Raw genomic sequence first — 14,247 nt, 5'->3', positions numbered from 1 at the left:
GCGGCTCATCGTCCGGCGAGCTTGTCGCGCAGCCGCGCGAACATCCCCGTGCTGGCGGTCGCGAGCCGGGCGTCGGGGCGCTCCTCGCCGCGCAGCGCCGCAAGCCGTCGCAGCAGCTCCGCCTGCTCGTCGTCCAGCGCCACCGGCACCTGGACGTCCACGTGCACGTGGAGGTCACCCCGGCCACCGGTGTGCAGGTGCCCGACGCCCAGGCCCTTGAGCACGACCTCCTGGTCGGGCTGGGTGCCCGGTCGCAGATCGACCTCCTGCGGCCCGTCGAGCGTGTCCAGCGTCAGCACCGTGCCGAGCGCCGCGGCCGTCATCGGTACGGGGAGCGTCGCGTGGAGGTCGTCGCCGCGGCGGACGAACACGTCGTGCCGGCGTTCACGCACCTCGAGGTACAGGTCGCCGGCGGGACCCCCGGCCGGACCGACCTCGCCCTGCGCCGTGAGCTTGATCCGCGTCCCGGTGTCCACGCCGGCGGGCACGTCCACGGAGATGGTGCGACGGGAACGCACGCGACCCTCACCGGCGCACTCGGTGCACGGCTCGGGGATCACGGTGCCGAAGCCCTGGCAGGCGGCGCAGGGCTGCGTCGTCATCACCTGGCCGAGGAACGACCGGGCGACGCGCTGGACGGAACCCCGGCCGCCGCACACCTCGCACGTGCGCGGCGAGGTGCCCGGCCGGCAGCAGCTGCCCTGACACGTCGGGCAGACGACGGCGGTGTCCACCTGCACCTCGCGGTGCGACCCGAAGGTCGCCTCCGAGAGGTCGATGTCCAGCCGGACCAGCGCGTCCTGACCGCGTCGTGCGCGCGGGATCGGCCCTCGCTGCGCCGTCGCCCCGGTCGCCGCGCCGAAGAACGTCTCGAAGATGTCCTGGAAGCCGAAGCCGCCACCCATGCCGCCCGCAGCGCTCGGGTCGCCGCCCAGGTCGTACGCGCGGCGCTTGTCCGGGTTGCCGAGCACGTCGTAGGCGCGCGAGACGTCCTTGAAGCGCTCCTCGGACGCCGGGTCGTTGCCCGCGACGTCGGGGTGCAGCTCGCGGGCCAGGCGCCGGTAGGCCTTCTTGATCTGCTCGGGGGTCGCGTCCCGCGGCACGCCGAGGATCTCGTAGTAGTCCGTCACAAGCAGGTGTGCTCGCTTCCTTCGAGGTCGGCCGGTCAGCCGGCCAGGATCCTGGTGAGGTACCGGGCGACCGCACGCACGGCGGCCATCGTGCCCGGGTAGTCCATGCGGAGGGGTCCGACGGCGCCCACGCGGGCCACGCCGGACCCCTCTCCGCCGTAGCCGCTGGTGACGAAGCTCGTCTCGGCGAGGCCTGCGTGCTGCGTCTCGCGCCCGATCCGGACGGCGACGGCCGTGTGGTCCTCCGCCATCTCGGCGAGCAGGCGCAGCAGCACCACCTGCTCCTCCAGCGCCTCGAGCACCGGACCGATGGTGCGGCTGAAGTCGGCTCCGGCCGTCCTGGCGAGGTTGGCGGTACCGGCGACGACCACCCGCTCCTCGCTCTCCTGCGCGAGCGTCTCGGACACGGCTGCGACGACGACGCGCACCAGTGCTGCGCCGGCGGGGCTCAGCTCGGTGACGAGGTTCTCCAGCGCCTTGGAGAGCTCGGCGAGCCGCAGCCCGGACAGGGCGACGTTGAGCCGCACCCGCAGGCGAGCCACCAGCGCCTCGTCGAGGTCCTCCGCGAGCTCCAGCGTCCGCTGCTCCACCCGGCCGGTGGTCGTGATGATGACGACGAGCAGGTGACGGGCGCCGACGGGGACCAGCTCCACGTGCCGCAGCGACGAGCGCCGCAGCGACGGGTACTGCACCACCGCGACCTGCTGGGTCAGCTGGGCGAGCAGCCGCACGGCTCGGTCGATGACGTCGTCGAGGTCGACCGCCTGCTCCAGCAGAGCGCTGATCGCCCGCCGTTCGGGCAGGGAGAGCGGCTTGACCTCGGCCAGCCGGTCGACGAACTGCCGGTAGCCCATGTCGGTGGGGACCCGACCGGCCGAGGTGTGCGGCTGGACGATCAGGCCGGCCTCCTCGAGGGCGGCCATGTCGTTGCGGATCGTCGCGGGCGACACCCCGAGCTGGTGCCGCTCCGACAGGGCCCGCGAACCGACCGGCTCACGGGTCGCCACGTAGTCCTCGATGATCGCGCGCAGGACGTCGAGGCGTCGGTCTTCGCTGCTCATGCGTCCCTCCCGCCCGTCACAGCCGGATCGCTGCGGATAGCACTCCACGCAGTCGAGTGCCAATTCTACGCAACGTCGCGGGAGGGTGACGGAGGCGCCGTCCTCGTGCCCCTACAGTGCCCGGGTGACCGAGGACCGCTACGGCCGCGACGTGCTGGCCGGGACCCAGGCCGTCCCCCACCGAGCCGCGCCCCGCGCCCGGCCGTGCCCGGCGGAGCCGGGGCTCGTGGTCGAGGACGTCGAGACGGGCTGGGTCGGCGCGGTGGTCCGGGTGGAGAAGTCGGGTGGTCAGCACGTCGTCGTGCTGGAGAACCGCCGCGGCCGCACCCGCACCTTCGGGCTGGGGCCCGGCTTCTGGGTCGACGGCGAACCGGTGGTCCTCACCGCACCGGTGGGCCGACGAGCGCCGGCGGCACCGGCGCGCACGGCATCCGGCTCGCGTGCCGTCGCAGGCGCCCCCGCGCGTGTCGCCCGCGCCAGCCGGATCTGGGTCGAGGGCCGGCACGACGCCGAGCTGGTCGAGAAGGTGTGGGGCGACGACCTGCGCATCGAGGGCGTGGTGGTCGAGCTGCTCGACGGGGTCGACAACCTGGTGGAACACCTGCGGAGCTTCGCCCCAGGTCCGGACCGTCGGGTCGGGGTGCTGGTCGATCACCTCGTCGCCGGTTCGAAGGAGGAGCGGATCGCCGTCGAGGCGAGGCGGTGCGGTCCACCCGGGAGCGTGCTGGTGCTCGGCCACCCCTATGTGGACGTGTGGCAGGCGGTCCGACCGGAACGCGTGGGTCTCGACCGGTGGCCGACGATCGAGCGGGGGACCGAGTGGAAGCTCGGCATCCTGCGCGAGCTCGGCTGGCCGGCCGACGACCAGGCCGACGTCGCACGCGCCTGGCAACGCATCCTGCGGACGGTGCGGTCGTACGCGGACCTGGAGCCGAGCCTGCTGGGACGCGTCGAGGAGCTCATCGACTTCGTCACCTCCTGACCGGTCCGCGCAACGGCCACGAACTGGTCGAAAACCGCCCTGCCAGCACCTCCACCGCGGCAGTGCGCGGCGCTACTGTCGGCGCAAGGCCGCGCCCGACGCGGCTGGCGACCCCCGATGAGAGAGCTGGAACCATGACCACGAACCCTCCCGAGGGCACCCCGGATCCCGGGGCCTACCCGCCGCCGGACTCCCCCACCCCGCCCCAGACGCCCCCCGCCTACCAGGCTCCGCCCCCTGGCTACGGCCAGACGCCGCCCGTCTACGGGCAGCCGGTCTACGCGGCGCCGCTCAGCCCGAGCGACGAGCGGCTCTGGGCGACCCTGGCGCACGTGGGCGGCATCGTCCTCGGCTTCATCGCGCCGCTGGTCGTCTGGCTGGTGTTCCGCGAGCGCAGCGGATTCGTGAACGACCAGGCGAAGGAGGCCCTCAACTTCCAGATCCTGATCCTGATCGCCTACATCGTCGGTGGCATCCTGACGGTGGTCCTCATCGGCGGCCTGATCCTGGCCCTCGCGTGGCTGGCGACCATCATCTTCGGGATCATGGGCGCGGTCGCCGCGAACAAGGGTGAGCTGTACCGCTACCCGTTCAACTGGCGCATCATCAAGTGAGCCGTGCAGGCTGACCGTCGCGGTCGGCCGGGACCACACGGAGGCCGGTGCCCGCGGGTGCCGGCCTCCGTCGCGTCCGGAGCGCCTCGTGCCCGGTCGACGGGCCGCCGCGAGCGGCGCCAGGCCGTCAGGCGACGAGCGTGCGCACCACCGCATCGGCCAGGAGCCGCCCGCGCAGGGTGAGCACCAGGCGCCGCGCGCCCGCGCCTCCCAGCGCCGCCACCGGGTCGATCAGACCGTCGGCCACCAGCTCGGCGACGCGCTTGCGTGCCGTCGTCGAGAGCTCGTCCACGGCCAGCCCCTCGGCGAGCCGCACGCGCAGCAGGACCCGCTCCATCGCGCGGGTGTCCTCGTCCAGCACCTCGCGGCCGGCCGCGGGTGAGCGTCCGGCAGCGAGCCGGTCCGCGTACGCCCGCGGGTGCTTGACGTTCCACCACCGGACCCCGCCCACGTGGGAGTGGGCGCCGGGCCCGACGCCCCACCAGTCGTCGCCGCGCCAGTAGGCGAGGTTGTGCCGACTGACGTCCTGCGGGCCGCGGGCCCAGTTGCTCACCTCGTACCAGTGCAGCCCGGCGGCCTCGAAGGCGGAGTCGGCCAGCTCGTACTTCGTCGCCTGGTCGTCCTCGTCGGGCATCGGCAGCTCACCGCGACGCACCTGCGCCCCCATGCGGGTGCCGGGTTCCACCACCAGGGCGTACGCCGACACGTGGTCGACACCGGTGGCGAGTGCCGCGTCGAGCGACCGACGCCAGTCGTCGACCGACTCCCCGGGCGTGCCGTAGATGAGGTCGAGCGACACGCGGAACCCGGCGTCGCGCGCCCAGCGCACCACCTCCGGGATCCGCCTCGGGTCGTGCGTCCGGTCGAGGGTGGCCAGCACGTGCGGCACCGCGGACTGCATCCCGAAGGACACCCGCGTGTACCCGGCCTCCGCCAACGCCAGGAGCGACCGGGCGTCCACCGAGTCAGGGTTCGCCTCGGTGGTCACCTCGGCGCCCTCGGCGAGGCCCCAGCCGTCCCGGACGGCGCCGAGCATCGTCCCGAGGTCGGCCACGGGCAGGACGGTCGGCGTGCCACCGCCCACGAAGACGGTCGACGCGGTCCGCGACGGGAGGCCGGCGTCGTGGAGCACCTGTGCCGCCAGACGGATCTCGTCGACCGCCGTCCGGGCGTAGGCCACCTGGCTGGCACCCCCGCCGAGCTCGGCGGAGGTGTACGTGTTGAAGTCGCAGTACCCGCACCGCACCGTGCAGAACGGCACGTGCAGGTACACCCCGAACCGGCGGTTCTCCGCACCGACGGCGGCCGATGCCGGTAGCGCGCCGTCCTCGGGTGCCGGGTCGCCGTCCGGCAGCGCCGGGCTCACTTGCGCTTCGCGTCCTTGTCCTTGGCGGTCGACGGCGCCGCCTCGGAGGACAACGCCGCGATGAAGGCCTCCTGCGGCACGTCGACCCGACCGATCGTCTTCATCCGCTTCTTGCCCTCCTTCTGCTTCTCCAGCAGCTTGCGCTTGCGGGTGATGTCACCGCCGTAGCACTTGGCCAGCACGTCCTTGCGCATCGCGCGGATGGTCTCGCGGGCGATCACCCGGGAGCCGATCGCCGCCTGGATGGGCACCTCGAACTGCTGGCGAGGGATCAGCTCCCGCAGCTTGGACGCCATCGCGACGCCGTACGCGTACGCCTTGTCCTTGTGCACGATCGCGCTGAACGCGTCCACCTGCTCGCCCTGCAGCAGGATGTCCACCTTCACCAGGTCGGCCGCCTGCTCACCGGCGGGCTCGTAGTCCAGGCTCGCGTACCCGCGAGTCCGGGACTTCAGCGCGTCGAAGAAGTCGAAGACGATCTCCGCCAGGGGAAGGCGGTACCGCAGCTCGACCCGGTCCTCGGAGAGGTAGTCCATGCCGAGCAGCTCGCCACGTCGCGACTGGCACAGCTCCATGATCGTGCCGACGAACTCGCTGGGGGCCAGCACGGTCGACGTCACCACCGGCTCGCGCACCTCGCGGATCTTGCCGCCGGGGAACTCGCTCGGGTTGGTCACCCGGATCTCGGTCCGGTCCTCCATCGTCACGTCGTACTCGACGTTCGGTGCCGTGGAGATCAGCTCGAGGTCGAACTCGCGCTCCAGCCGCTCCCGGACGATCTCCAGGTGCAGCAGCCCGAGGAACCCGACCCGGAAGCCGAACCCGAGCGCGACGGAGGTCTCGGGCTCGTAGTGCAGGGCCGCGTCGTTCAGCTTCAGCTTGTCGAGGGCGTCGCGCAGGTTCGGGTAGTCCGTCCCGTCGAGCGGGTACAGCCCGGAGAACACCATCGGCTTGGGGTCGCGGTACTCGCCGAGCGACTCGCTCGCCGGCCGCGCGGCGTTGGTCACCGTGTCGCCCACCTTGGACTGGCGGACGTCCTTCACGCCGGTGATCAGGTAGCCGACCTCGCCGACGCCGAGGCCCTTGGTCGGAACGGGCTCCGGGGAGATCACGCCGATCTCCAGCAGCTCGTGCGTCGCTCGGGTCGACATCATCGCGATGCGCTCGCGCGGGTCCAGGTGCCCGTCGACGACGCGGACGTACGTCACGACCCCGCGGTAGGTGTCGTACACGGAGTCGAAGATCATCGCCCGCGCCGGAGCGGCGGCGTCACCCTCGGGGTGCGGCACCTGCTCGACGATCCGGTCGAGCAGCTCGCGCACGCCCTCACCGGTCTTTCCGGAGACGCGCAGGCAGTCCTCGGGCTGGCCACCGATCAGATGGGCGAGCTCCTCGGCGTACTTCTCGGGCTGCGCGGCCGGCAGGTCGATCTTGTTGAGCACCGGGATGATCGCCAGGTCGTTCTCGAGCGCCAGGTACAGGTTCGCGAGCGTCTGCGCCTCGATGCCCTGGGCGGCGTCGACCAGCAGCACCGCTCCCTCGCAGGCGGCCAGCGACCGCGACACCTCGTACGTGAAGTCCACGTGCCCCGGCGTGTCGATCATGTTCAGGGCGTACGGGGTGCCGTCCTTCTCCCACGGCATCCGGACGGCCTGCGACTTGATGGTGATGCCGCGCTCACGCTCGATGTCCATCCGGTCGAGGTACTGCGCGCGCATCGCCCGCGCGTCCACCACGCCGGTCAGCTGCAGCATCCGGTCGGCCAGCGTGGACTTGCCGTGGTCGATGTGCGCGATGATGCAGAAGTTGCGCAGCAGCTCCGGCGGGGTCGCCGCGGGGCGGATGCGGGCCGCGGCGGCGGTGCTCGGGATCGGTGACACGGGCGGTCGGGCTCCGGACGACGGGAGGGCGGGGGGCCCCTCATCGTCCCATGCCGTGCGAGGCCCTCACACGACGACCTCAGGCCTGGCGGGTCACCTGCACCTGCACGCTCAGCTCCTGCGCCGCCGGCCCGGCGTAGATGCCGCGCAGGGGCGGCACGTCCTCGTACGACCGACCACGTGCCAGGACCACGTGCTGGTCCGCCACGACGCCCAGGTTCGTCGGGTCCAGGGCGAGCCAGTCCCCCACCCAGCACTCGAGCCACGCGTGCGACTCCCCGGTCACCGGCTGTCCCGTCGGGCCGTCGGCCTTGGGGTGCAGATATCCGGACACGTACCGCGCCGGCAGCCCGATCGCGTGCAGCGCGCCCAGCGCCAGGTGGGTCAGGTCCTGGCAGACGCCCGTGCGTGCGGCCCATGCCTCGGCCGCGGGCGTGTGCACGGTGGTGACGCCCGGGACGTACTCCATCGCATCGTGCACGGCCGCGCAGACGGCCCGGGCCGCGGCATCGGGCGCGAGACCGGCGGCCGCGGACACGGCGAGTGCGACGACCTCGTCGGGGACCTGCGTGCTGGGCGGGTCGGCGAGGTGCTCGGCGTACCGGTCGCGGACCTGCCCGGAGCGGACGACGTCCCAGTCGACCGGGACGACGTCCGGTCGCCCACCCACCTCGACGACGTGCTCGGCGGTGATGCTCAGGGTGGTGTGCGGCGTCACCACCTCGAAGGCGGTCACGGCCGTCCCCCAGTAGTCCCGGAAGGTCGTCGACCAGGTGCTCGGCTGCACGTCCAGACGCGTCGAGAGCACCCGCTGACCCGGCTCGTCCACGGGTGTCATCCGGGCCTCGTTGTGCGACACGGCCACCGGCTGGGGGTAGCGGAACGTCGTCGTGTGCACGATGCGCAGGCGGCTCACAGCGCCTCCCCCACCCACGTGGTGACCAGCGGCGTCGGGAAGTAGCGTGCCCGCACGGCGTCGGACGCGGCCGAGCAGCCGCGTTGTACGAGGGCCATCTGGCCGGGCAGGTCGTCCACCAGGTCGCCGAGGCTGCTGAACTCCAGCGCTGCGCGCACCTGGCCCACGTGCCGCCGGGCGTCCTCGACCGTCGACCGGTCCACGACGGGCTCGAGACCCGAGAGGCAGACGTCCGCCTGCTCGAGCGCGTGCACCACGGAGCGCGGGAACAGCCGGTCCCGCAGCAGGAACCCGGCCATCCGCTCGTCGGACGCCGCCCCGCGATAGGTACGGAGGAACGCCTCGTACGCCCCGCAGGACCGCAGCAGAGCGGTCCAGCTCGGCCCCGTCGAGCCGGCGAGCGCCCGGGTGGTCAGCAGCCGAGCCGTCATGTCCGCCCGTTCGATCGACCGCCCCAGCACCAGGAACTGCCACGTCTCGTCGCGGGACAGGGCCGAGTCGACGATGCCTGCCACCATCGCGGACCGCTCCCGCACCCAGGTGAAGAACTCGTGGGGACCGGTGCTCGTCGTCATGGCGGGCAGGACGCTCCACGTCGCGTTCAGGCACTCCCACAGCTCGGTGGAGATGATCTCCCGCACGCGCCGTGCGTTCTCCCGGGCGGCGAGGACCGCGCCCGTGACGGACGAGGCGGACCACCGCTCGTAGGCCAGCACGGCCAGCACCTGCTCCCGGCCGACCTCCACGTCGGGCGCCGGCACCGGCCGGTCCATCACCGAGAGCAGCGACCGGCACGCCAGGTCCTCCTCGGCCCACGGGTCCTCCGCGAGCAGCTGCACGTGCACGTCGAGCAGGCGGGCGGTGTCGTCGGCACGCTCGACGTAGCGGCCGATCCAGAACAGCGCCTCGGCTATGCGGCTCAGCACGGTGCACCGCCGGTCGTCCGGGCCTGCTGCTGCTGCATCTGCTGACCGCGCAGGTCCTCCGGACCCGCGTCGATCGGCACCGACGCATCCTTCGCGACGGGCTGCGGCGGGGTGTGCGGTGCGGCGGGACCTCGGCGTGCCATCCGACCGAGCACCCACGTGTCCTTCGAGCCGCCGCCCTGGGACGAGTTGACGACCAGCTGGCCCTCGGGCAGCGCCACGCGGGTGAGCCCACCTGGCAGCACCGAGACGTGCTCGCCGTCGTTGACGGCGAACGGCCGCAGGTCCACGTGCCGCGGCCGGAGCCCCTCCTCCACGAGGGTGGGGACGGTGGACAGCTGGACGACCGGCTGGGCGATCCACCCGCGAGGGTCGGCCAGGAGCCGGTCGCGCAACGCGGCCAGCTCGGCGCCGCTCGCGGCGGGTCCGACGACGATGCCCTTCCCGCCCGACCCGTCGACCGGCTTGATCACCAGCTCGTCCAGCCGGTCGAGCACCTCCTCGAGCGCACCCGGCTCCTCGAGCCGCCACGTGTCGACGTTCGCCAGGATCGGCTCCTCACTCAGGAAGTACCGGATCAGGTCGGGGACGAACGTGTAGACGAGCTTGTCGTCGGCCACGCCGTTGCCGACGGCGTTGGCCAGGGTCACCGTCCCGTTGCGCGCGCACGCCAGCAGCCCGGGGCAGCCCAGCACGGAGTCCGAACGGAACACCACCGGGTCGAGGAAGTCGTCGTCCACCCGCCGGTAGATCACGTCCACCCGACGACGGCCCTGCGTGGTGCGCATCCAGACGCGACCGCCCGCGCAGAACAGGTCCCTGCCCTCGACGAGCTCGACGCCCATCATCCGGGCGAGCAACGTGTGCTCGAAGTACGCGCTGTTGTGCACCCCCGGGGTGAGGACGACGACCGTCGGCTCGTCGACGCCCGCAGGCGCAGCAGCGGTCAGCGCGGCGTGCAGCCGACGCGGGTAGTCGGCGACGGGGCGGATCCGCAGCGTCGCGAACAGCTCCGGGAAGGTCTGCACCATGGACCGTCGGTTGGCCAGCACGTAGCTCACGCCGCTGGGCACGCGGACGTTGTCCTCCAGCACCCGCCATCCGCCGTGCCCGTCCCGAACGAGGTCGATGCCGGACACGTGCACCCGGACCCCGTTCGGCGGTTCGATGCCTCGGGCCGCCCGGCAGAAGTGGTGCGACGACACGATGACCGAACGCGGCACGACGCCGTCCGCCACGGCCCGCTGCGGTCCGTACACGTCCGCCAGGAACGCCTCGAGGGCGCGCACGCGCTGGGCGACCCCGGGGGCGACGTGGTCCCACTCGTCCTCTGCCAGCACGCGCGGCACCACGTCCACCGGGAAGGGCCGCTCCTCACCGGCGTAGTCGAAGGTGACGCCCTGCTTGAGGTACGACCGCGCGAGGCCGTCGGCTCGGGCACGCAGCTCGTCGGCGGTGAGCCGCGCGACCGCCGCGTGCACCTGCTGGTACGCGGTCAGCACGGTCCCGTCGGGACCGAGCATCTCGTCCCACGCCCTCCCGGTGGGATAGCCGTCGAACAGGTCCGCCATGCCGGGAGGCTAGGAGTGCGATGTCTCGGCCGCGTTACGCCGTGTTACGTGCGACGACCGACCGCTACCGTTCCCCACCATGGCCGGCAGCTGGTGGCGCACCCTCCTCGACCGGTGGCGACCGTCGGGGAGTCCCGTGCCGACGTCAGCCCCACGCACCGCCGCGGGCGCTGCGTCGGCCGCGTCGGTCGCTCGTCACCGGGCGCTCCGCGACTTCCAGGGGACCGTGCGCCCGGTCTACTCGCCTGACCTCGACGGTGCACCGGACCCCGGCGAGATCGTCTGGACCTGGGTGCCCTTCGAGGAGGACCCGAGCCAGGGCAAGGACCGGCCCACCCTGCTCGTGAGCCGAGACGGACCGTGGCTGCTGGGACTGATGCTGACGAGCAAGGACCACGTCCCTGCCGGCGAGGCCGGCGGCGTGCGTGCCGACCGCCACGGCCAGGTGTGGCTGGACCTCGGCACCGGGCCCTGGGACCCACGCCGCCGGCCGAGCGAGGTACGCCTCGACCGCGTGCTGCGGATCGACCCGGCAGCGGTGCGTCGCGAGGGCGCCGTGCTTCCGCGTGCGACGTTCGACCTGGTCACGCGCGCGATGGCCGACCGCCCGGCCTGATAGCATGGTCGCTCGCGTGCCCGGCGGCCCTGCGTCGGCGGGATCCACCTCACCGACCACCTGCACGGCACGTCTGCGCTGCTTGGTCCAGCTCCTCCGCACGGGCGTCCCCACCGCCTCGGTCCCGGAGCCGGACCGCCCTCACGACCTGTCAGACCGCTTCGGCGAACACCAGAGAGTCCACACGTGGCAAACATCAAGTCTCAGATCAAGCGCATCCGCACCAACGAGAAGGCGCGGATGCGGAACAAGGCCGTGAAGTCCGAGCTGAAGACCTACGTCCGGCGCGTCCGCGAGGCTGTTGCCGGCGGCGACAAGGCGAAGGCCGGCGAGGCGCTGGTCACCGCGTCCCGCAAGCTCGACAAGGCCGTCTCCAAGGGCGTCATCCACGCCAACCAGGCCGCCAACAAGAAGTCGGCCCTCGCGAAGTCGGTCAACGGCCTCTGACAGCGGCGGCGCGCACCGCGCCGCCAAGCCGTTCGGCCGCAGCTCCGTGAGGTAGCCCGGCAGGGCACCGCTTCGCACGACGACTGAGGGCGTCACCCCGCGGGGTGACGCCCTCAGTCGTGCCCGAGCCGTCGTGCCCGAGCCCGGCGGCCATCGGCTGCGAGCCGGTGCCCGCAGCCGCGGGTGAAGCCGCCGGTCGGTCACCGCCCTCCTGGCGACCGGCCGCCGGCACCTCTCCTCAGCGCGCCCAGACCTGCCAACCGCCGACCGGCACGGTGCTGCGGAAGCCCGCTTCCGCGAGTGCGCGGTCGTACGCCTGGGCGGCGGCAGCCGAATCGCCGTGCGCCCGGTAGCGGTCCCCCAGGTCCCGCCATGCAGCCGCAGACTGTCGGGAGGCGGACATCATGCCGAGGACGTCGGCAGCCCACTGGTAGGCCCCGGCCGCTTCGTCGGTACGACCAAGGGCGTGGAGCGCGTCGCCCAGCGCGAGGTGCGCCACCGCGGACTCGAGGCGAGGTGCGGCGCCGAGGCGCTCGATCGCGTGCCGGGCCTGCTCTTCCGCCAGCTCGGGATCTCCGAGCAGCAGGTGCGCCCGCGCCGTCTCGACGTCCATCGCCGCGAGCTCGACGGTGGACCCGAGCACCTCGAGGTCGCGCGCCGCACCACGGATGTGCTGCAGGGCCGCCGCCGGCTCCGGGGGGTCCGAGCGCAGCAGCAGCCAGGCGTAGTTCAGCCGGAGCCTGGGGAGGTCGCGGTCCGGCTCGCCCTCGGACAGCAGGGCGAGCGCCCGCTCCGTGTACTGCTGGGCCAGCGCGTAGTCCCGCCGCTCCTCGGCGACCAGCGCCGCGTTCCAGTACACCGACCCGCGGCCGCGCGGTGAGCCGAGCGACTCAGCGAGCTGGATCAGCTCGGCGGCTCGATGGGTGGCGAAGAGCAGGTCACCACGTTCGACGTAGGACCACAGGACGGTCGACCCGAGCCGCAGGTGCTCGTCGGTGCCGACCAGGTCCTGCTGGACCAGGTCCTCCAGCGCGGCCTCTCCGACCTCCACGCTTCGGTGCAGGTCGCCACCCTCGAGGTAGGAGACGACAAGGGCGTTGGCGAGCTTGGCCGCCTCGAGGTGGTGCCCCCGGACGCGCTCGTCGGCGTGGAGCGGCTCGAGGATCTCGACGGCCGCCTCGAGGTCACCGAGCAGCTCGTGGGTGCGAGCGAGCTCCGACAGCACCTCGACGCGCAGCGCGGGCGTGACGACCGCGAGGTCGAGCGCCTCGAGGCGACGGCGCGCTGCCTCGGTGTCCCCCGTGGTGACGTCGAGCCTGGCGTAGCTGAGCTCCAAGCGGATCCGGGCCTCGTTGGGGCCCTCTTCTCCGTGCTTGAGGTACTCGAGCGTGCTGCCCAGGCGCTCGGCGAGGACCGTGAGCGCAGCATCTGTCGGCTCCCGGTGCCCGGACTCGATGAGCGAGATGTAGCTGGGCGAGAACGCGTTGCCGGCGAGGGCGGTCTGGGACAGGCCCGCAGCCAGTCGCGCCTCCCGCACACGGTCAGCGATGGTCGTCATACCAAGTCACTCTACCTGTGACCTCGGTAGGTGACGCCTTCAACAGCGGGTCAATTCCGGCCGGGGCGGCATGGGGTCACAACCGCCCCGGCCGGCACGAACGCTCAGTAGGTCTTGCAGCAGCCGATCGCGCCGCCGGCGGTCGACGAACCGGGCGCGACCTGGGGCGCGCTCAGGCCGAGCAGGGCGACGAGGGCGAGGGCGGCGGTGAGGGTTTTGGCGGCGCGGGACATGACGGGCTCCTGTCATGAGGGTTGTGCGTGCGGTCATTCCCATCATCACACCTGGACCGCACGATGTCCCTACTTCTCGGTACGTTTCGGGGCGTGTCGGCACGGGAACGACGGACCGTCACAAAGGCCGCATCGCCTCGCCCCAAAATCCACCCCCGCCGAACTGCGTGCCTGGGGCACACATGTGGTGTCATGAACCGCATGACGCCCGAGAGCGACGACAGCCTGACCTGGCTGGGCGCCGCGGTGGACGAGGCGATCCCGCCTCAGCTGCGACTGGAGTGGGACCGGCACGTCGCACGCGCGCCGGTGCTCGTCGCACGGCAGGGCATCTTCACCGAGCACGGCCGGGCCTTCGCCTACCAGCTCTCGTTCCGGTCACCGGGGCACCGTCTGGAGAACCCCTCCGCGTGGAGCGCTCGGCAGCACGAAGAGGCGACCGCGCACGTCCTGGACGCGACGTTCGGCCGTGCCGACCTGGAGGACGTCGCTCAGGGACGGCTGCTGTTCGTCCGGTGCCCACGCGCCTACCTGGTCGGCGAGCTGCGGGTGCCGCACCGCCCGGACCGGCTGGTCATCGAGGTGAGCGACTCGGTGGACCCGGCCGTCATCGGCGGGATCCGGCGGCTGCGCGCCCAGGGTTTCCGGATCGCGCTCCCGAACTTCACCAACGTTCCGAGCGAACGTCAGCTGCTGCCGCTCGTCGACTTCGTCAAGATCGACGTGCGTGACCTCGACGTGGAGGGCCGGCCCGTCGTCCGCGCCGCCCGGTCGTACGGCGCGCTCGTCGTGGGCGAGTACGTGGAACGACCGGACCAGCTGCAGCACGCGCGCGAGCTCGGCGTGAACCTCTTCCAGGGCAATCTGCTCGAGCGCGCGGGCGTGCTCGACCGGGCCGACGCGCGGCCCGTCGTCCCCTGAGCCGTCGGTCCCCCGCACCGTCCTGG

At 72.6% G+C, this 14,247-nt stretch carries 14 protein-coding genes; 5 read left to right on the top strand and 9 right to left on the bottom strand.

Features of this window, described 5'->3' with window-relative positions; translation table 11 throughout:
- Window positions 1-5: 5 nt before the first annotated feature.
- Together dnaJ and hrcA are read right to left on the bottom strand one after the other, a co-directional pair.
- Window positions 6-1,130 (bottom strand): molecular chaperone DnaJ, encoded by a 1,125-nt coding sequence (dnaJ, locus tag ACFQTY_RS14975; protein ID WP_263730235.1) that lies wholly within the window; start codon window positions 1,128-1,130, stop codon window positions 6-8.
- A 35-nt stretch (window positions 1,131-1,165) separates the two neighbouring features.
- Window positions 1,166-2,191, bottom strand: coding sequence for a heat-inducible transcriptional repressor HrcA (gene hrcA / locus ACFQTY_RS14970; protein WP_378101975.1), 1,026 nt, complete (start codon window positions 2,189-2,191; stop codon window positions 1,166-1,168).
- Window positions 2,192-2,315: 124 nt separating this feature from the next.
- Between hrcA and ACFQTY_RS14965 the strand changes: the two genes are divergently transcribed.
- Window positions 2,316-3,173, top strand: a complete 858-nt coding sequence (locus ACFQTY_RS14965) for a DUF3097 domain-containing protein (protein ID WP_378101972.1) — start codon at window positions 2,316-2,318, stop codon at window positions 3,171-3,173.
- A gap of 134 nt (window positions 3,174-3,307) precedes the next feature.
- The gene (locus tag ACFQTY_RS14960; protein WP_337975238.1) at window positions 3,308-3,787 is read left to right on the top strand and encodes a DUF4870 domain-containing protein; all 480 of its coding nucleotides are present in this window, start codon (window positions 3,308-3,310) and stop codon (window positions 3,785-3,787) included.
- 127 nt (window positions 3,788-3,914) lie between these two features.
- Here the strand turns inward: ACFQTY_RS14960 and hemW are convergent, their stop codons facing one another.
- From hemW to ACFQTY_RS14935, 5 genes are all read right to left on the bottom strand, one after another.
- On the bottom strand, window positions 3,915-5,153 hold the full coding sequence (gene hemW, locus ACFQTY_RS14955) for a radical SAM family heme chaperone HemW (RefSeq protein WP_378101968.1): 1,239 nt from the start codon (window positions 5,151-5,153) through the stop codon (window positions 3,915-3,917).
- Window positions 5,150-7,033 (bottom strand): translation elongation factor 4, encoded by a 1,884-nt coding sequence (lepA, locus tag ACFQTY_RS14950; protein WP_337975236.1) that lies wholly within the window; start codon window positions 7,031-7,033, stop codon window positions 5,150-5,152. The genes hemW and lepA overlap by 4 nt, the downstream gene beginning before the upstream one ends.
- A 79-nt stretch (window positions 7,034-7,112) precedes the next feature.
- The gene (locus ACFQTY_RS14945; protein ID WP_378101964.1) at window positions 7,113-7,949 is read right to left on the bottom strand and encodes a transglutaminase N-terminal domain-containing protein; all 837 of its coding nucleotides are present in this window, start codon (window positions 7,947-7,949) and stop codon (window positions 7,113-7,115) included.
- Window positions 7,946-8,875, bottom strand: coding sequence for an alpha-E domain-containing protein (locus ACFQTY_RS14940; protein ID WP_378101962.1), 930 nt, complete (start codon window positions 8,873-8,875; stop codon window positions 7,946-7,948). The genes ACFQTY_RS14945 and ACFQTY_RS14940 overlap by 4 nt, the downstream gene beginning before the upstream one ends.
- The gene (locus ACFQTY_RS14935; RefSeq protein WP_378101960.1) at window positions 8,869-10,446 is read right to left on the bottom strand and encodes a circularly permuted type 2 ATP-grasp protein; all 1,578 of its coding nucleotides are present in this window, start codon (window positions 10,444-10,446) and stop codon (window positions 8,869-8,871) included. The genes ACFQTY_RS14940 and ACFQTY_RS14935 overlap by 7 nt, the downstream gene beginning before the upstream one ends.
- 79 nt (window positions 10,447-10,525) lie before the next feature.
- On the opposite strand from ACFQTY_RS14935, the gene ACFQTY_RS14930 reads away from it, so the two are divergent.
- Both ACFQTY_RS14930 and rpsT read left to right on the top strand, forming a co-directional pair.
- Window positions 10,526-11,062, top strand: coding sequence for a type II toxin-antitoxin system PemK/MazF family toxin (locus ACFQTY_RS14930; protein ID WP_378101957.1), 537 nt, complete (start codon window positions 10,526-10,528; stop codon window positions 11,060-11,062).
- 186 nt (window positions 11,063-11,248) lie between these two features.
- Entirely contained in the window at window positions 11,249-11,509 is a 261-nt protein-coding gene (rpsT, locus tag ACFQTY_RS14925) for a 30S ribosomal protein S20 (protein WP_291762142.1), read from the top strand.
- Between the two features lie 238 nt (window positions 11,510-11,747).
- On the opposite strand, the gene ACFQTY_RS14920 is transcribed toward rpsT, so the two are convergent.
- Window positions 11,748-13,067 carry a helix-turn-helix domain-containing protein gene (locus tag ACFQTY_RS14920; protein WP_378101954.1) on the bottom strand — a complete coding sequence of 440 codons (1,320 nt, stop codon included), beginning with the start codon at window positions 13,065-13,067 and terminating at the stop codon, window positions 11,748-11,750.
- 104 nt (window positions 13,068-13,171) lie between these two features.
- On the bottom strand, window positions 13,172-13,300 hold the full coding sequence (locus ACFQTY_RS14915) for a hypothetical protein (protein ID WP_263730224.1): 129 nt from the start codon (window positions 13,298-13,300) through the stop codon (window positions 13,172-13,174).
- Window positions 13,301-13,501: 201 nt separating this feature from the next.
- Here ACFQTY_RS14915 and ACFQTY_RS14910 point away from each other — a divergent pair, with 201 nt between their 5' ends.
- Complete coding sequence (locus tag ACFQTY_RS14910) at window positions 13,502-14,221, top strand: EAL domain-containing protein (protein ID WP_378101951.1); 720 nt, start codon at window positions 13,502-13,504, stop codon at window positions 14,219-14,221.
- The last annotated feature ends 26 nt before the right edge of the window (window positions 14,222-14,247 follow it).

It is taken from the genome of Cellulomonas sp. T2.31MG-18, assembly GCF_964266755.1.
GTDB lineage: Bacteria > Actinomycetota > Actinomycetes > Actinomycetales > Cellulomonadaceae > Cellulomonas.
Note: the sequence above shows the minus strand (reverse complement) of the source record. Positions and strands in the feature narration are given on the sequence as shown.

What these genes read in the sequence shown, in the direction of transcription:
- ACFQTY_RS14920 (WP_378101954.1), bottom strand. Translation starts at nt 13,067, where the DNA reads ATGACGACCATCGCTGACCGTGTGCGGGAGGCGCGACTGGCTGCGGGC.
- ACFQTY_RS14935 (WP_378101960.1), bottom strand. Translation starts at nt 10,446, where the DNA reads ATGGCGGACCTGTTCGACGGCTATCCCACCGGGAGGGCGTGGGACGAG.
- hrcA (WP_378101975.1), bottom strand. Translation starts at nt 2,191, where the DNA reads ATGAGCAGCGAAGACCGACGCCTCGACGTCCTGCGCGCGATCATCGAG.
- ACFQTY_RS14910 (WP_378101951.1), top strand. Translation starts at nt 13,502, where the DNA reads ATGACGCCCGAGAGCGACGACAGCCTGACCTGGCTGGGCGCCGCGGTG.
- ACFQTY_RS14915 (WP_263730224.1), bottom strand. Translation starts at nt 13,300, where the DNA reads ATGTCCCGCGCCGCCAAAACCCTCACCGCCGCCCTCGCCCTCGTCGCC.
- ACFQTY_RS14930 (WP_378101957.1), top strand. Translation starts at nt 10,526, where the DNA reads ATGGCCGGCAGCTGGTGGCGCACCCTCCTCGACCGGTGGCGACCGTCG.
- ACFQTY_RS14960 (WP_337975238.1), top strand. Translation starts at nt 3,308, where the DNA reads ATGACCACGAACCCTCCCGAGGGCACCCCGGATCCCGGGGCCTACCCG.